Source organism: Phycisphaerae bacterium (genome assembly GCA_035275405.1).
In the GTDB taxonomy this organism is placed as follows: domain Bacteria; phylum Planctomycetota; class Phycisphaerae; order UBA1845; family UTPLA1; genus DATEMU01.
Genome location: DATEMU010000001.1, coordinates 72,775 through 89,992, shown reverse-complemented (window position 1 = coordinate 89,992; position 17,218 = coordinate 72,775). Strand labels below are relative to the sequence as shown.

Below are 17,218 nucleotides of genomic sequence, written 5' to 3'. Positions count from 1 at the left end.
CGCCCGGTCTTTTCATGATGAGCCGCCGCCCAGCGGAGTATTGCGGAGATGCGTAAGGGCGGTCTATTCCGGATCGCCCTCGACGCTCGTGTTTTGGTCAACCGTTTGTGCGCCATTTGCCCCGCCGATTATTCCGCGAAAAGGGCCTCGACAAAGGTCTCCGGATCGAACGGCTCGATGTCCTCGATCGTCTCGCCGAGGCCGACGAACTTGACCGGGACGTTGAGCTGGTCGCGGATGCCGACGACGATGCCGCCCTTGGCCGAGCCGTCGAGCTTGGCGAGGATGATGCCGGTCACCTTGACGTGTTCGCTGAAGGAGCGTGCCTGGTTGACGGCGTTCTGGCCGATGGTGGCGTCGAGGACGAGGAGGACCTCGTGCGGCGCGCCGGGAATCTTTTTCTCCACGACCTTCTGAATCTTGCCGAGTTCGCGCATCAGATTGTCCTGCGTGTGCAGGCGGCCGGCCGTGTCGACCAGCAAAATGTCGGCCTTGAGGGCCAGCGCCGCCTCGCAGGCGTCGTAGGCGACTGCGCCGGGGTCGGCGTCCTGACCGTGCTTGATCAGATCGACGCCGCAGCGCTCGGCCCATTGGGAAAGCTGGAGCACGGCCGCGGCGCGGAAGGTGTCGCAGGCGGCGAGGATGACCTTTTTGTTCTGTTTCTTGAGGTAGTTGGCCAGCTTGGCGACGCTCGTCGTCTTGCCCGAGCCGTTGATTCCGGCGATGAGGATGACCGTCGGGCCGCTCTCGGCCTGGGCCAAGGCCCGCACATCCTCGGGCCACTTGGCGACGATGTGGCGCTTGAGGTAGGCGATGATGTCCTGCGACTCGTGGATCTCGCCCTTCTTCCATGCCCCGCGGACGGCCTCGATGAGCCGCTCGGCCGTGGCCGGGCCGAAGTCGTCCTGGAGCATCGTGTCCCGGACTTCGTCGAGCAGGGCCTCGTCGATCTTGCGGCCGAAGGGCAGGACAGAGCGGAAGCTGGTGACGACCTTGTCGCGGGTCTTGCCGAGTGCTTTTTTGAATCGATCGAATAAGCCCATGGGTAGTGGCTAGTGGTCAGTGGTTTGTGGTCAGTGGTTCGGTTTCGGCGGCGGGATTCGGTTCCTGCCTCTTCATCATGGCATCGAGGACGCCGTTGATGAAGCCGGGGGATTCGGCGGCGCCGAAGGACTTGGCGATCTCGACGGCCTCATTGATCGCGACTTTCGGCGGGATGTCCGAGCGCAACAGGAGTTCGCACGCGGCGACGCGGAGGAGATTGCGATCCACCATCATCATCCGTTTGAGTTCCCAGTTCTCGGCGACGGCCTGGAGTGCTTCATCAATCCGCGCGAGATTCGTCCACGCGTCGCGGGCGAGTTGTCGCGCGTACAGTTGCACATTCAACGGTGCGCCCTCGTCGGCCACGAAATCGTTGAGCTGCGCCATCCAATCATCGCCCAGCGTTTCAAGCTGGCAAAGCGCCTGCATGGCAAGGACGCGGGCTGAATGGCGGTCGGTCATCGTTTGGTGTTGATCTGTCGCAGGAGGGCGGCCATCTCCAGCGCGGCCAGCGCGGCGTCGGCCCCCTTGTTGCCGCCCTTGGCCCCCGCCCGCTCGACGGCTTGGTCGATCGTGTCCGTCGTCAGCACGCCGAAGCCGATGGGCATGCCCGTTTCGAGGCCGACCTGGGCCAGCCCCTTGGCCGCCTCGCCGCCGACGTGCAGGTGGTGCGTGGTCTGGCCGCGGATCACGCAGCCCAGGGCGACAATTGCGTCGAAGCGGCCGGACTTGGCCAGGGATTTCGCAGCCAACGGCAGTTCCCACGCCCCCGGCACCCAGACCTCAGTGATATTCGCCTCGGTCGCATTGTGTCGCAGCAGGGCGTCTCGCGCTCCGGCGAGAAGGCGCGAACAGATAAATTCGTTGAAGCGGCTGACGACGATGGCGAAGCGCAGTCCGCCCGCATCGAGCTTTCCGGTGATGGTTTCGCTCATGACGAGAGGAGTTTAGCGGCGGCGGGCGTTTTCTTCAATTGCGACGGAGGGCCGCCGCCCTGAACAGCAGCCGAGGGAGGCGGCTCTCCAGGGTTGTGAAGAGCCGCCGCGGATCGTAAAATCGACCGGGTTTGAAAGCACGCGCCGTGCGGCGCATTTCTCGCCCATCCTGTTGGCGGACGATCGTGTTTTATCAGCCGCGACAACTTGACGAAGCGCTGCGACTCCGCGCTCAAATGGGCTCAGACCTCACGCCGATTTGCGGCGGCACGGACATCATCGTCGCGCTCAATCGCAACGGTCATGGGCCCAAGCACTATCTCGACCTTTCTCATGTCGAAGGCTTTTCAGAGGTCCGTCGCGATAACGGATCGTGGGAGCTTTCCGGGGGGACGACGTTTACGAAGATGGGGCTGCTGCCGGTGCGGGCGCTGGCGGAGGCGGCCATGACCGTCGGCGGACCCGCGATTCGCAACTGCGGGACGATCGCTGGCAACCTTGGCACGGCCTCGCCCGCGGGAGATGGATGTGTCGCATTACTGGCGGTCGATGCCGAAGTCGAACTAACGCACGCGACGCGGGGCCGGCGGATGATCCCGATCGCCGAGTATTTCACGGGGTTTCGAAAGACGGCCCTGCTGGCGGACGAGTTGATCACGGCCGTGCGGCTGCCCGCCGACTGGCGGACGGGATGGTACAAGATCGGCAAGCGCGGCTCGATCAACATCAGCCTCGTGTGCGCCGCGATCGGGCTTTCGCCAGCAGGCGACGTGCGGATTGCCTTTGGGTGCGTCGCGCCGACGGTCATTCGAGCCAAGTCGGCGGAGGCGATCATTGCCAGAGATGGGATAAGCGACGGGGCGATTGAGGCGGCGGCGCTGGCCGCGATGAAGGACGTATCGCCGATCACGGATCATCGCGCGTCGGCGTCGTATCGGCGAGCGATGTGCGGCGTGCTGACGCGGCGTATCCTGCGGCAACTCCGCGACGAACAGGCGGCGGGGGTGCAGCCATGAGCGAGCGAACAGACGGCAAGTGGCGACTGGTCTGCATGGTCAATGACCGGCCGATCGAGGCCGAGGTGGATCAGGATGAAACGCTTTTGTGGTTCTTGCGCGAGCGACTGGGCCTGACCGGCACGAAGGGCTCGTGTCTGGAGGGTGAGTGCGGCTCCTGCACGGTCATCGTCGACGGCGAACCAATGAACAGTTGCCTGATGCTGGCCGCGCAGATGCAGGGCCGGACGATTGAGACGATTGAGGGGCTGGCGCACGGCGACAAACTGCACGTTTTGCAGGACAAGTTTCTGGCCAGCGGAGCGGCGCAGTGCGGCTACTGCACGCCGGGGCTGATCATGTCCGCGAAAGCGCTGCTCGATGCGAATCCCCAACCGACCGAGCAGGAGTTTTTCGAGGGGATGGAGGGGAATATCTGCCGCTGCACGGGATACGCGTCGATTTGCGAGGCGATCAAGTCGGCCGCGAGGGAATGGCGGGAATGAAAAGCGAAGGGCGAATAGCGAATAGCGAAATGCGGGAAGCGGCATCGATTGCGCCTGTCACGACCGAGCCGCTCGTTCGCCCGTCGCAGACGCCCTACAAGGAGCGGCCAGCCGGTCCCGTCGGCCGAAGCGAGCGACGCATCGACGGCGTCGAGAAGGTGACCGGGACAGCGCTATATGGCGCGGACCTGTTTTTTGATCGCGCCGATTTTTTCGCGCAGGTCGCTCGCTCAGAGAAGCCGCACGCGCGGATTGTGAAGATCGATGTCGCCCCTGCTCTACTCGTGCCGGGCGTGATCACGGTCTACACTGCCAAGGACATGCCGGGGACGAACCGGCAGGGGCTCATCCATCGCGATCATCCGGTGCTGGCGGAAGATAAAGTACTTTTTCGCGGCGATGCGATCGCTGTCGTCGTCGGTCAGACCGAGCAGGCCGCGCAGCGTGGTCGCGACGCGGTCAAGGTCGAATACGATGAGTTGCCGGTCGTTGCGGACATCGACGACGCCCTCGCCGCCAATGCGCCGAAGCTTCGACCGGACGGCAACATCATGGGCGGCAAGCGCATTCGCAAGGGCGACGCCGATGCGGCCCTGGCCGAGAGCGATGTCGTGGTCAGCGAGACTTTTCAGACGCAGACCGTGGATCATGCGTTTCTCGATCTGGAAGCCGGCATTGCGCAATGGGATGGAAAGTTGCTGACCATTCAAGTGTCGGGGCAATGGGCACACGAAGAGCGTCGGCTAACGGCGCTCGCGCTGGGGTTGCCGATGGAGGCCGTGCGCATCGTCTGTCCGGCGACGGGCGGGGCCTTTGGCGGGCGAGAGGATATCAGCATTCAGATTTACCTGGGCCTCGTCGCGCTGAAGCACCCCGGCAAGACGATTGCGATGCGCTACAGCCGCGAGGAGTCGATGCGGGCACGGCACAAGCGTCATGCTATTCGCATTCATTACACGCTCGGAGCGAAGAAGGATGGAACGCTGACCGCCGCAAAAATTACCGTCTATTCCGACGAGGGGGCCTATGCATCGACCGGCCCGGCGGTGCTGCGCAAGGCGGCGAGCCATTCGACGGGTCCACTGCGCATTCCCAACGTGTATGTCGACGTTTATGGCGTCTTCACGAACAACAACCCGACCGGGGCGATGCGCGGCTTCGGCGCGTGCCAGATGGCGATCGCTTACAACGGGATGATGGACCGGCTGGCGGAGCGGCTCGGGATGGACCGCGTGGAGCTGTGGCGCAAGAACCTGATTCATAGTGGCGACGACGTGACGACGGGGCAGCGTATTCCGATCTCTACGGCGACGGAGTGCATGGATGCCGCGCTGGCGCAGTACAAATCCAAGGCGGGGCGCGACGCGCCGCTCGCGTCCCACCAGCGCCGCGGCTGGGGGATGTCCGTCATCTGCTTTGGTCTCGGCTATGGCGATGGATTTCCGGACGCCAGCCGCGCGACGGTCAAGTTCGCCGAGAGCGGCCGCCTAGAAGTCTACACCGGCGGCGTTGAGTATGGGCAGGGGCTGCTCAACATGGTTGCGCAGATCGCCGCCGAGGAACTCGGCGTTCCGACGTCGCTCGTGGATGTCGTTTGGGCGGACACGGAGCGGACGCAGGAGTCGGGATCGTCCTCGGCGACGCGGCAGACCTATTTCACCGGGGGGGCCGTCAAGATCGCCGCCAGCGAACTCCACGAACAGGTGCTCGATATCGCCGCCAAAGTGCTCAAGGTCCATCCGCATGAACTGGAGTTGCATGGCGGCAAGGCGGTCGGCCGGTTCGACAAAAAATTGGAGCTGAAGATCTCCGACATCCTCGCCGCAGGCCGCGAGCGCGGCTATTCGCTCGAGGCGTCGGGGATCTTCAAGCCCCGGACCGTCTGCGAGGATTTTGAGACCGGGCAGTCGCCGCGCTCGTTTATTACGTATTTATTCGGTTCGCACGTCGCCCAGGTGCTCGTTGATGTCGAGACCGGGGAAGTTCGCGTCGAGCGGTTTGTCGCCTGCCACGACGTGGGCAAGGCGATTAACCCGCAATCCGTCGCGGGTCAGATGGTGGGCGGAGCGACGCAGGGGATCGGCATGGCGCTCATGGAGGAGGTCGTCAATGAAGGCGGCGTGATGAAAAACCCGAATTTAACGGATTACATCCTTCCCACGTTTCGCGACGTGCCTTCCATCGAGTGCGTGATCCTCGAAACGGACGATCCCGGCGGACCGTTCGGAGCCCGTGGCATCGGCGAACCGCCGCTCATTGCTGCTGTTCCGGCCGTTTTATCCGCGATCGGCAACGCGATCGGCGTCATGCCGCACACCCTGCCCTGCAATCCGCAGCGGGTGTGGGAACTGCTAAACCCGGAGGAGGCGCAGGTTCCGTTTCAGGCGAGGATGAATCTTGCGCCTGAGCACGCACATCTGGCCAGATGATAATCCACGCTCCACCCCCGTTGAGATTGGAGAAACGCGGATCGGACAACTTCACTTTGACCGCAGGACCACGAATGACTATGCTGTGGTTAATTGCGGACGCTGACATTCGAAGGGTCGAATATGACGGTTGAAGTTCCTTTGGACCTCCAACAATACGTTGAAGACCAAGTCGCTACCGGGGCATACGCCAACGAGCGCGACGTGATCGCCGATGCGGTCCGCGTACTGCGGGAATTGCGAAAGCGGCATGACGCCCTCCGTCAGGACATTCAGGCCGCGATCGCCGAGAGTAAAAGGGGCGAAAGCGAGCCCCTCGATATTGATGAAATCAAGGCCGAGGGGCGGCGGCGACTCGGATAGAATCAATGCCGGTAGTTCGACGGACGCCCCTTGCCAATTCGGATTTGTTGGAAATCTGGCTTTACATCGCACAGGACAGCGTGGACGCGGCCGATCGCCTTGTCGAATCGATCGATGAGAAATCCTCGATCCTGGCCACTCAGTCGATGATGGGACGAGCCCGGCCCGATCTCGGCGAAAACATCAGAAGCTTCGCTGTAGGCGACTATCTCGTTTTCTACCTGCCTCTCGATGACGGAATTGAACTGCTGCGCGTATTCCACGGCGCCCGCGACATTCCAGCGATCTTTCAACGACTGTCATGAATTCAATTCGCATCGACCACGCCACGCTGATCGCCCATCGCCACGGAAAGCCCGTGGTGCTGGGCGATCATTCGATCCTCATCGACGGCGGCGTCATCAAGGATGTCAGCTCAACCGGTCAGAATGCGCCGGGCTCAGGGTCGGAGATCATCGACGCTTCCAACCACATCGTCATCCCCGGCCTCATCAATACGCACCATCACCTGTATCAATCCCTGACGCGCTGCATGAAGGGCGTGCAGGACGCCGAGCTTTTCGACTGGCTGACGGCCCTCTATCCCAAGTGGAGCAAGCTGACGTACGAAGCCGTTCGGCTGGCCAGCCAGATCAGCATCGCCGAGCTTCTGTTGTCCGGCTGTACGACGACGAGCGATCATTTCTACCTGTTTCCCCAGAACAGTGACGTGCGAATCGAGGCCGTCCTCGAAGCGGCCGAGTCACTCGGCATCCGCATCCATGCCTGCCGCGGGAGTATGAGCGTCGGACGATCGCGCGGCGGTCTGCCGCCGGATGGCTGCGTTCAGGAAGAAAAGACGATCCTCGCCGACTGCGAGCGGGCGTTGCAGAGCTTTCACGATCCGAGAACGCTCTCCATGCGGCGGATCGATCTGGCCCCCTGCTCGCCGTTTTCCGTGAGCGCCGACCTGTCGCGCGAGACGGCCTCATTGGCCCGCGCGCATGGGGCGCTGCTGCACACGCACGCCGCCGAGACCAAAGATGAAGAGAAATACTGCCTCGAGACGTTCGGCAAGCGTCCCATCGAATGGCTCGACGAACTCGGCTGGCTGGGGACAGACGTTTATCTCGCGCACTGCGTTCATCTGGCCGACGCCGATATTCGCCGGTTGGCCCAAAGCCATACCGGCATCGCCCACTGTCCCTCGTCGAACATGCGGCTGGGTAGCGGCATCGCGCCGGTTCGCCGTTTGCTCGACGCCGGGGCGCGAATCGGCCTGGGCGTGGACGGCAGCTCCAGCAATGACGGCTCGCACCTGCTCGCGGAAGCGCGCCAGGCCGTGCTCCTGCAGCGTGTCGCCGGCGGGGCCAAAGCGCTTTCCGTCGCAGAGGCGTTCACGCTCGGCACGCTCGGCAGTGCCGCGGTCCTCAACCGACCGGAACTGGGCAATATTGCCGTCGGTTTCGCCGCTGACCTGGCCATGTATCGCCGCAACGACATCGCCCTGGCCGGGGCGGTCGAACAGGATCCACTTGGCGCGCTGATGCTCTGTCATGTCGCCCGTGCCGATCGCGTTTTGGTGAATGGCCGGACCGTGGTGTGTGAAGGCCAGATTGCTTCGTTGGACGCGTCGAACTTGATTGAGCGCTTTAATCGGCTCGTAGCACACGGCTTTCGGGGATGAGTGGAACTCAAACTGGAAGATGCGAAGGGCGGCTAGTGACGGGAAACGTCTCGGCAACCTGTCCAGAATGTGGACCCTTGGATCGTGTGCCTCGACACAGGTAGTTGATTGGGACGAGTTACTTCGTCGTCAGCGACATTTCTCGGAGGAATTTGCCCCGACACCCCTTTACTTATAGGGGTTTTCCCTAGCTCGAATTCCGCGAAAATCAGGGCAAGAGCCCTTGACACCCGGATTTTGTTCGGATACTGTTAGGGTCGCAGTGACCGGGGCCCAACCCGGTACCAAGAGGAACGGCCTGCCTGACTGCTTCTTCGTATTGACGCCGCCGGCCGCGTCGGTCGGCGACGAAGGCGTGATCATGCTCGGCCAATGTAATCAAGAGGTGTTTCCATGAGTTCCCGCACATCCCCTTATCGATGGCTCGCCGGCGCGCTGGCCCTCGTCGTCGCGACGGCCTTTGTCACGACGCAGGTCTTTTCGGAGGACCCCCCGCAAGGCCAGCCGAAGATGACCCCCGAAGAACAGAAGACGTTTGAAGCGTGCATGAAGGCCGCGATTCCGGGGCCTCAGCACAAGCAGCTTGTCTCCATCGCCGGCACGTGGGATGTGGCGACCACGTTCTGGATGAAACCGGATGCGCCGCCCTCCCCGAGCACGGGCGTGACGAAGGCCAAGGCCATCCTGGGCGATCGATGGATCATGGAGGAGTTCGAGGGTCAGATGATGGGTGGCCCGTTCGGCGGGTTGGGAATCACCGGATACGACAACGTCAAGAAGAAGTACGTCAACATCTGGATGGATACGATGGGAACCGGGGCCATGATCTCCGAGGGAACCTCCGATGCCACCGGAAAGATCATTACTTACATCGGAACTTACGAAGACCCCGCGACGAACAAGACCAAGACTTATCGAAGCATCTCGAAGTTCATCAGCGACAGCAAGCACACCTTCGAAATGTACGACAAGACGCCCGAGGGGAAGGAATTCAAGTGCCTGGACATCGTGTACACGCGCAAGTAGCGCGTAGCGCGGCCTCCCTGGCCGCTTTCGCCCCCGACACACTCGCGCAGCCCCGGTCGCTGGAACCGGGGTTGCGCGAGGTCCTTAGTGGATATTGGCGCGATCCAGCTTGCGCATGAACCAGATGCCGTAGGCGATCAGGCCTAGGCCGCCGACGAGCGTGACGATGCCCGCGAGGAGCATCTCGGCCTCGCCCGAGGTTCGGTACTCAAGGAGCGCCCAGGCGCCGATTAAATCGGCCCCGGCAATCACGATCGCGATGAAAAGAATGTGGAAGGCTCGTAGTGACACGGCATAGCGCCTCCTGACTGGCAGGCCGGCGAGTGGAGCCCAACCGTAAGAATCATAGCAGCGCTCAAGGCCGCCGGCGCGAGGCTGCGCCCCGACGCCGATGGCGCGTCACCCGCCGTCCGGCCAACAGCCCCGCCGGGATCATCAGCAGAGGGGCGCCACCGAGCGCACCGCAAAGGCCTCCGCCGAAAAATGCGGAGAGGAAATCGCCCCACGGGTCCTCGTTGACCACGAGGTCGATCGGTCCCCAATAACCGCCGCAGTCGTCGGCGTAGTACGACATGTCGTCCCCGGTGAAAAAGTCGGCCTGGCCTGCCTTGGCGGGGCTGTCGCGATCGTCGATATGCACGGTTTGGAAAGCGGCCTGGGACAGGGCGAAGACCCGACCGCCGACGACGCCGACGCGTTCCACGCGCCCGCGGTGCTCGAAGAAACCGCGCCGCGTCAGGGCGGTGTCGCTGAAATCCACAAGCTGCACGCCGTTGGTGCACTTGGGCACGTCGGGACTCTCCGCGGCCGTCGGCTCACCGCCGCCCAATGGCACGGGGACCGGCGTGCCGCCGCCGCCCTCAAAGTGGTGGAACGGGATCGCGATCAAGCCCAGTTCGTCCACGATTTTGAAGGCCTTTTCGTCATAGATGGCGTCCGAATCGGTGAATGAACCCGGCGGACCCAGCACCACTCGCCCCAACTCGCTGGGCGCGGCGGGATCGGCGACGTTGTAGTAAGCCACCGCCGGCCGCTGGCCGTTCGTGTCATCCACGCCGACCGCGATCAATCGTGTATCGCGCGGCTCTAAATGAGTGGAGAAGCCCGGCACCACGAGATTTCCAGATACGGCGGGGTTGGCCGGTTCGCGAAGATCGATCACGAATAACGGATCGACCCTCAGAAAGGTCACCACATAGCCGCGCGGCCCGTCGAACCGCGCCGCCTCCAGCGACTCGCCCTCGATTACGTCCACCTGGCCCAAAGCAGCCATCGCGTCCAGATCGGTCAGATCGTAGGTATAGACTCGCACCTGCCGGAACCCAAAACCGTCGGACTCGGTGGCCATTCGCAGGACGCCTTCGAAATCGTCCATGAAAAAGCGATTGCGAATGAAGCCCGGCACGTCCACGCTTCCGCGAATGTCGATCGCCCCGGCCGGATCGGAGATATCGATGGCCTGTACGCGAGTGAAGCTGCCGCCGTTGTCAGAGTCGAATTCCCGACTCGCCGCGAAGATCGTCGTCTGCGAAACATGGATCGCCAGGGAACGGCCGGTAAACGTCTCCCGCTGCACCGGAACGATATTTGCCGGGTCGGCCACGTTGACCGACGCGACAAAGCCGGTCTGCGGATCGCTGCTCGAGACGGGCTGGTCCGCGCCATAGGAGATGAACTCCTCGCCGACGACGTAAATGACGTTGCCCACGCGGCGGCTGGCGTTGGCGTAGCCCACGAGGTTGATTTTGCCTTCCACCTGCGGGTGGGCCGGATCGGAGACGTCGATGATGGCAAGCTGGCTGCCGTTGAAATCCGGCGGCGGCGGGGCGGGACCCACGTCCGCAATCACGCCACCCGGTTCGGCGTAGGCCACGTAGTAATCGGCGCTGAGGATCGCGAAGACCTGACTTCCCACGACATACATCTCCACGCCGCGGCCGAGCAGATCGAGTTCGCCCGTGATGCCCGGGGCATTGGGATTGGTGACGTCGATGATGATCAGGCCCTTGAAGCGATTCAGGACATAGACCTTGTTGCCGACGACTTTGATGATGTCGGCCTCTTCGATCTCCCGAAAGGCCTGACCGACCGCGTCGGTCTGCGCTTCGGGCGCGGCCGCAAAATCGCCGGAAGGCGCCGGGGTGTTGGTGGATGGCGCGGTCTCGCCGCAACCCGATCCCACAAGCGCGCTCGCTGCGCACGCCATACTGAAGAGCCAAAACTGAAAGCGAACGGCACGATAGGAAACGCGATGAGACTTTTGTATTCGCAACATGGGAGATGTTCCTTCCGCGAGGAGGGAGGCGAGTCTTGCTGGCAGGTGACTTTGGAGGCACATGGCCAATTCCCTCCAACGCCGGTTCCTATCTTATCGGCGAAAGGGCCCGCCGTACAAGGATAGGTAACAGCCCGCACAAGTATACGATAATGGGCCGCCCCAAAGGAATCAGCCCACCGGGCTTCCTGGAATCGCCGCCGCGAGGCGGGCGGATCGCCGGTCGATTCGCATCGTGATGTATTTGAAGACGAGGAGTGCGAAAAACGCGCCGACGCCGATGGCCGCGTACACGTACCAAAGATAATGGGCGCTGGCGTAAGCGTCCGGGAACGGCGCGGTCCCGGCGATGGCGGCCTCCCACTGCCGGTACACCTCCGGCGCGGACTTCTGAAGCTTGAGAGGGTCGGGACAGTAACGATCGAGAAGGTGACCGGAAAGAACAAAGGCGACTAGCCAGGCGATGCTGGAATGGAGGTGCTGGAAGCCCATGTAGAGGCCCTCCTCACCCGGCGGCGCCTGCTTGGAGGCATACTCCATGAACTTCGGTGACAAAAAGCACTCTCCAAAGCCCTGAAAGGCGATGCCGACGATGACCATCAGGGTAATGGGATGCAGGCTGAATAGCCCAAGAATCGAAATTGATTGTCCGTAGGCCCGCTCCAGGGCCGGCGCGAAGGTGGGGGCGAGCGCGGAAAAGGGGATGATGAAGAGCGCGATCGCGATCGAGTTTTCGGGCCGAAAATTGCGCACAAGGTGCGTTACCCATACGACGCAAGTCATCACGATGAGCGGGTTGATGTTCGCCAGCCATTCGGGCCTCGCGTCTGCGCCGCGCAGACGAAATATGTAGGCCGGCATGGCGGCATAAAGCTGCCCTTGAATCGTCCAGAATCCGGACACGATCACAATCAGCGCCATGAAGCGCCAGTTGCAGATGACTTTGCCGAATGCCCGAGCGACATCGCCGAAGGACTTACCCATGCCCTGGGAGTCCGGGTTGCGATAGGCGAGGGCGACGAGAAGCAGCCCCGCGAACGCCAGCGCCGCCGCGTAGAAGTTGATGTAGCGCATTCCGAGTCCCTGGCGGATGAACGGCGCAAATGTCTTTCCGGAGAAGGCCCCGATGTTCACCATCAAATAGAAGATGGAGAACGCGCGGGCGCGATTCACGGCATCGGAGCATTTGGACGCCGTGCCGGAAATCACGGGTTTTACGATCGCCCCACCGCCTACGATCAGTAGGAGCGACATGATCGCCGTCGACTTCAATGTGAAGGCGCCCAATAGCGCGTAGCCCGCGGTGAGCAGAGCAAAGGCGAGCATGAGGGCGGCGCGAAAGCCGAGCTTGTCGGCGAGCGGCCCGAGGAAAGCGGGCAAGGTATACAGCAACAACGAGAAGCCACCGGCGACGACGCCCGCGTACACATCGCCAAAACCGATGTTCTGGCCCAGGTAGTCTCGAAGCGTGATGAACATGCCGTAGAACGCGGCGCGCTCGAAGAGTTCGGCGACGTTGGCGAACCAGAAAGTGGCGGGGAAGCGCCAACCCAAGCGGGCGTCAGCCGATGGGGCGGGGTCGATCATGATTTCCTTTCCGTTCGCTTTGAACGTTGAACGCTGCCCTGAAATATCGCGGCCAGCGCCGCCGGAATCGCCATGGCTTCCACGTCGCGAGGCTCGACCTTCAGCAGGCCGTCTCCATAAACCCGGCAGTGGCGCCGCAATTCCTCCTGGCCCGCGTCACTTGCCAGGTAATCAAACAACAAGCGGACGGCACGCGGACCATTCGTCCGGGGGAAGATGCCGTGAAACGCCGTCAGGTTGAGCACACCGGCGCGGTTCAGAACAAACCGAAACCGCTCGCGGGCGAAGACCGACACGAGGATCGGCGCAGGCCGCCGCCGCTCGGGAAGGTACCAAGTCGGGCGATGCGCGCACAAATAACGGTGGTGAACGCCTAGCCGCCTCCCCTCGCGCAGGTACGCGCGCACCTCGCGGGACAAGGGCTGTCGCGGGGACAAGAGAAAAACGCGGTCGTCAGCCTTCACGAGTCGCCGAAGGACTCCCGGCGTCGCGACCGCCGCCTGAAGTTGCCGCGCTTTCGTTACGCAGGGGACGACATCCCGCCGGTCGATTCGGCGAAGCCGTCGAACGGATTCTGACACGGTAAAAAATTGGTTTGCTCCCGTGGCAATCCCCCGCACGCAGGACGCGACCTCTCCTAATCTCGCCGCCGGATGCGATGGCCGCCGGTGACTCGCAAAGAGTCGCGACCATTTCGCGGCGGGATCGAGATCGGCTCGCCGCCACTTCTCTCCGCGGCTCAAGTCCAACCGCGACAGTGCGCTGACGTTCGCGACCTGACACAAGCGAACCGGTTCGTACTTCGGACGCCCCGATCGCAAGAGGACAATCGCAGACGTCGTGAGGGCGCCATCGAAGATTCCTGCGGCGGGATCAAAATGGACGATCGTGTCGAGCGCATTTTCTTCCAACAGGTGGGCCTTGACGGGGACGCCGAAGTCCGCGTTGAGCCACTCGGCGGGCAGGATGACCGCCGCACGGCCGCGGGGGCTCAGCGACGCCCAGATTCTGAGCAGAAAAAGCCCATACAGATTGGTGAGCCGACTCAGGCGCCGGCCGCAGAGTCGATCATAGCGCCGCCAGAGGGTTTCCGGATACTCGAAACCGTGATGACGGACATAGGGCGGATTGGCGACGACGGCATCGTAGGATTCGCGAATCGTGCTCGTGACAAAATCTCGCTGGTGAAGTCGCACGGCGACCGCGCCGCCCCGCCCTCCCACCACGCGGATCATCCGCCCATCGATGTCATAGGCGTCGATCTGCGGTATTTTTGGTTTTCCTTGCCGAAAGAATTGCTTTTGGATCGCCTCGATAAAGACGCCGGGGCCGACTGCGGGATCGAGAATACGCCGGGGTTGATCACTCAAAGCCCAACGGACCATCCACTCGGCGACGGGTGCGGGCGTGAAAACTTGCCCGAGATCACGGCGCGACGTGGCTGAGTTTTTTTCCGAAGGGACGACGCTGGCGCTTAGCACGGCCACTGCGGGATCGTATCGATAAACGCCTGGATATCCAAGCCGTCCTCGACGTTGTCGCCGTTGACATCGGCACGATCGATGTGGCCGGGATCAAGGTCGATTTCCAACAGGACGTTGACCAGCGTATCCAGGTCCACCATGTCACAATCGCAGTCGCCTTCGATATCGCCCAGGGGGACCGGCGTCACCTCGAGCGTGGCATCGTCGCTGACCGCGGTGTTGCACTGGTCCTGGACCGTGCAGTTGTAGGTGCCGTTGTCGTGACAGGTGACGTTTGTCAGCGTCAGCGTGGGGCTGTTCGTGCCGACGATGTTGCCGTTCTTGCGCCACGTGTAGGTCGTCAGACCGCGGACGGCCGTCATGGCAACCGTGAAGTTCACCGTCTGGCCGGTCGTGGCATTCTGACTGGCCGGTTGCGTCGAAAAAGTCAGCGAACTGCCGGCGCAGTTCACGATAATCTTGTAGACCTCGCCATTTGCTCCCGAGCCCCTGTCGCAGATGTACAGCTCGCCGTCGGCGTCCTCACCGAAGGAGGTGATGCTGCTGATGACCAAGCCGCCGCCCGGCGCCAGCTCCGTTGTACGTGTCGTGAAATTGGTGACCAAGCCGCCGGAGATGATGAACGACCAGATCGGCGCCTGCGCTGTGGTCGAGCAGAAGTAATCCGCAAAGAAATAGGTTCCCTGCAAGTCGGGAATAATCGGACCGCGGTAAACGTACCCCCCGGTGACCGAACACGGTTGGAACGCAGCGCTACTGTACGTGTGGACCGGGTAGGTCAACGTCGGATCGAGCGGCGGCGTGATATCGCACGTGCAGTTCGGTCCGCTCGGCGAGTTGAAACAGGCATTGCCCTCCATGCACCGCCAGGCATAGTTGCGACCCGCCGCCGTGGCGAAAGTTGAGTAGTTGACTTCTTCCACTGAACCTTGCCCGACGTCGGCCATGTAAAAATCGCCGTTCAATCGATCGAAGCTCATGCGCCAGGGATTGCGCGTGCCATAGGCCCACTTTTCGTTGACACCGCTGCCTCCGATGTTCGGATTATCGGCGGGGATGTATGTTGGGGGGTTGTCTACGTCGAGCCGCAGGATCTTGCCCAACAGGGTTGTCAGGCTTTGGCCGTTGCCAATCGTTCCGTGTGCATCGCCGCCGCCGCCGCCATCGCCCGAGCTAGCGTACAGCATCCCGTCGGGGCCGAACTGAAGGCAGCCGCCGTTGTGATTGGACTCCGGCTGGTTGATCGTCTTAAGGATCACTGCGCTCGCCGCGTCCGCAATATCAGGATTGGCGGAGACCGTGTAACGGGCAATGACGGTATGGCCCGCCGCGCCGCCACCCGTGGTCGTATAGTTCACGTAGAAAAATCCGTTCGTGGCGTAATCCGGATCGAAGGCCAGGCCGAGGAGGCCTTGCTCGTCGGACGTGGTGACGCCCGTGATCGACAGGAAGGGGGTGGCGTTAAGCGTGTTCGCGGGAATATTCAGGATGCGGATCCGACCGATGTTACCGGAGCGCTGCTCCACGATGAAGATCCGGCTGGTGTCGCCGGGGGGGGCGGTCACAAAGAGCGGCAAGGAGAGACCGGACGATACGCGCACCGTCGTCAGCGGCGTTGGTGACGCGGCGGTCGCGACGCGGACGCTTGCCAGAATCACGCACAGGGAACACATTCCCCACGGTAGAAATCGCTTTGTGAACATGTTGCTTCCTTGGATTCAACGACCCCAGCGGGCCGAATTGACGGATTCGGCCACTTGGATTCTGACCGCACGTGATTATACCATTATCGGGTGTCGGCCGTCATCGCCTGACGGCCGAAATCCACCGGATAATTTGCGAAAAATTTGAGGGGCGTGGTTGTTATCGCACACGAAAGTCGGCGGGAAATGAAAAAAAGAACTCCGTACCCGGTATCGGCGGCCGACACCGGAACGGAGCTGTTATCTCGCGACGAAAATAAAGTCTAGCTTGGCTTGCACGCCCCGCCCATTGCCTCCTGGCAGCGCTTCATGCACTCTTCCGGCGAATAGTCGGCGATGTGCGTCGCCACGGACCAGTGGTGTCCGAACGGGTCCTGCAAACAGCCATATCGATCGCCCCAGAACATATCGGCCACGGGCATGACGGCCTTGGCGCCGGCCTGAACAGCCTTGTTGAAAGTCGCGTCGGCGTCGTTGACGTACAAGTGGATGGTTACGGGCGAACCATTCAGGGCCTGCGGCGAGACCTTGCCCCAATCCGGGAACTCGTCGTTGAGCATGATGGGGCAATCACCGATGCGAATCTCGGCATGCATGATGGATTGACCGTCCGGGCCCGGCATCCGCATGATCTCCTCGGCGCCGAACGCCTTTTTGTAAAACTCAATCGCCTTGGCGGCGCCGCGAATGATCAAGTGGGGAGTGACGGTGTGGAATCCTTCGGGTACGGGCTTGACTTTGCCTGCCATCGATAATCCTCCGATTTGTTAGGCCTCTTCTGACTCCACCCGACCGACCGGGAGAGCCTATCGTTTCTTTGCCCCCTGGAGCAGGTATATTACCCAGCCACCGATCGTTCCGGCTAGCGCGGAGCCGGCGGTTCCGAAACCGAGCACCGCCACGGGGACGTCCCTCAAAAGGACCGAGACGGCGATTCCGAACAGGGCACACGCCCCACCCACCATCAAACCGCCTAAAGCGGCCCCGCTTTTTGAGCGGGCAGCGGCACGCGCGTACAGCGCGCCGATGACCAGCGAAATCGTCATGCCCCCGATGGCGAACACATTGTTCTTGACGAATTCGTTGTAATGCCCGGCGACCACCATCGCAACCTGGAAAACGGTCCCTATGGCCGTCCATTTCGCCAATTCTTGTGCCGAGTTCTTGGTATCCACAGCTGTAGTCGCACTTTGCATGGTTTTCTC

Annotated in this window: 17 protein-coding genes; 7 read left to right on the top strand and 10 right to left on the bottom strand. The window is 62.2% G+C overall.

Translation table 11 applies throughout. The features are described from left to right. Positions 1 to 128: 128 nt before the first annotated feature. Genes ftsY through ribE form a run of 3 tightly spaced genes read right to left on the bottom strand, consistent with a single transcriptional unit; the run spans position 129 to position 1,979 of the window. The gene (gene ftsY, locus VJZ71_00340) at positions 129 to 1,043 is read right to left on the bottom strand and encodes a signal recognition particle-docking protein FtsY (protein ID HKQ46500.1); all 915 of its coding nucleotides are present in this window, start codon (positions 1,041 to 1,043) and stop codon (positions 129 to 131) included. 16 nt (positions 1,044 to 1,059) lie between these two features. After that, on the bottom strand, positions 1,060 to 1,506 hold the full coding sequence (gene nusB, locus VJZ71_00335; GenBank protein ID HKQ46499.1) for a transcription antitermination factor NusB: 447 nt from the start codon (positions 1,504 to 1,506) through the stop codon (positions 1,060 to 1,062). Further along, a complete protein-coding gene (gene ribE, locus VJZ71_00330) occupies positions 1,503 to 1,979 on the bottom strand; it encodes a 6,7-dimethyl-8-ribityllumazine synthase (GenBank protein ID HKQ46498.1) in 477 nt (158 codons plus the stop codon). Before ribE ends, nusB begins: the two co-directional genes overlap by 4 nt. A 185-nt stretch (positions 1,980 to 2,164) precedes the next feature. Between ribE and VJZ71_00325 the strand changes: the two genes are divergently transcribed. The 7 genes from VJZ71_00325 (at position 2,165) to VJZ71_00295 (ending at position 8,964) form a co-directional block, all read left to right on the top strand. Further along, the gene (locus tag VJZ71_00325) at positions 2,165 to 2,995 is read left to right on the top strand and encodes an FAD binding domain-containing protein (GenBank protein HKQ46497.1); all 831 of its coding nucleotides are present in this window, start codon (positions 2,165 to 2,167) and stop codon (positions 2,993 to 2,995) included. Then, on the top strand, positions 2,992 to 3,480 hold the full coding sequence (locus VJZ71_00320; protein HKQ46496.1) for a (2Fe-2S)-binding protein: 489 nt from the start codon (positions 2,992 to 2,994) through the stop codon (positions 3,478 to 3,480). The genes VJZ71_00325 and VJZ71_00320 overlap by 4 nt, the downstream gene beginning before the upstream one ends. Beyond that, positions 3,477 to 5,909, top strand: a complete 2,433-nt coding sequence (locus tag VJZ71_00315; GenBank protein ID HKQ46495.1) for a xanthine dehydrogenase family protein molybdopterin-binding subunit — start codon at positions 3,477 to 3,479, stop codon at positions 5,907 to 5,909. Before VJZ71_00320 ends, VJZ71_00315 begins: the two co-directional genes overlap by 4 nt. A gap of 123 nt (positions 5,910 to 6,032) precedes the next feature. Then, complete coding sequence (locus VJZ71_00310) at positions 6,033 to 6,272, top strand: type II toxin-antitoxin system ParD family antitoxin (protein HKQ46494.1); 240 nt, start codon at positions 6,033 to 6,035, stop codon at positions 6,270 to 6,272. Between the two features lie 5 nt (positions 6,273 to 6,277). Beyond that, a complete protein-coding gene (locus VJZ71_00305; GenBank protein ID HKQ46493.1) occupies positions 6,278 to 6,577 on the top strand; it encodes a type II toxin-antitoxin system RelE/ParE family toxin in 300 nt (99 codons plus the stop codon). Beyond that, a complete protein-coding gene (locus VJZ71_00300; protein HKQ46492.1) occupies positions 6,574 to 7,938 on the top strand; it encodes an 8-oxoguanine deaminase in 1,365 nt (454 codons plus the stop codon). The genes VJZ71_00305 and VJZ71_00300 overlap by 4 nt, the downstream gene beginning before the upstream one ends. Positions 7,939 to 8,331: 393 nt before the next feature. Continuing rightward, positions 8,332 to 8,964: a DUF1579 domain-containing protein gene (locus VJZ71_00295; GenBank protein ID HKQ46491.1), complete on the top strand. Its 633-nt coding sequence runs from the start codon at positions 8,332 to 8,334 to the stop codon at positions 8,962 to 8,964. Between the two features lie 84 nt (positions 8,965 to 9,048). On the opposite strand, the gene VJZ71_00290 is transcribed toward VJZ71_00295, so the two are convergent. The 7 genes from VJZ71_00290 to VJZ71_00260 all read right to left on the bottom strand — a co-directional run bounded on the left by VJZ71_00290 (position 9,049) and on the right by VJZ71_00260 (position 17,209). Then, positions 9,049 to 9,255, bottom strand: coding sequence for a hypothetical protein (locus tag VJZ71_00290; protein HKQ46490.1), 207 nt, complete (start codon positions 9,253 to 9,255; stop codon positions 9,049 to 9,051). 64 nt (positions 9,256 to 9,319) lie between these two features. Continuing rightward, positions 9,320 to 11,239 carry a beta-propeller domain-containing protein gene (locus VJZ71_00285; GenBank protein ID HKQ46489.1) on the bottom strand — a complete coding sequence of 640 codons (1,920 nt, stop codon included), beginning with the start codon at positions 11,237 to 11,239 and terminating at the stop codon, positions 9,320 to 9,322. Positions 11,240 to 11,410: 171 nt separating this feature from the next. Beyond that, positions 11,411 to 12,826, bottom strand: a complete 1,416-nt coding sequence (locus VJZ71_00280) for an MFS transporter (protein ID HKQ46488.1) — start codon at positions 12,824 to 12,826, stop codon at positions 11,411 to 11,413. Then, positions 12,823 to 14,307, bottom strand: coding sequence for an N-6 DNA methylase (locus VJZ71_00275; GenBank protein ID HKQ46487.1), 1,485 nt, complete (start codon positions 14,305 to 14,307; stop codon positions 12,823 to 12,825). Before VJZ71_00275 ends, VJZ71_00280 begins: the two co-directional genes overlap by 4 nt. Beyond that, positions 14,301 to 16,013, bottom strand: coding sequence for a PQQ-dependent sugar dehydrogenase (locus tag VJZ71_00270; GenBank protein ID HKQ46486.1), 1,713 nt, complete (start codon positions 16,011 to 16,013; stop codon positions 14,301 to 14,303). Before VJZ71_00270 ends, VJZ71_00275 begins: the two co-directional genes overlap by 7 nt. Before the next feature lie 263 nt (positions 16,014 to 16,276). Beyond that, positions 16,277 to 16,762, bottom strand: coding sequence for a VOC family protein (locus VJZ71_00265; GenBank protein HKQ46485.1), 486 nt, complete (start codon positions 16,760 to 16,762; stop codon positions 16,277 to 16,279). 57 nt (positions 16,763 to 16,819) lie between these two features. Then, entirely contained in the window at positions 16,820 to 17,209 is a 390-nt protein-coding gene (locus VJZ71_00260) for a hypothetical protein (GenBank protein ID HKQ46484.1), read from the bottom strand. Positions 17,210 to 17,218: the final 9 nt, after the last annotated feature.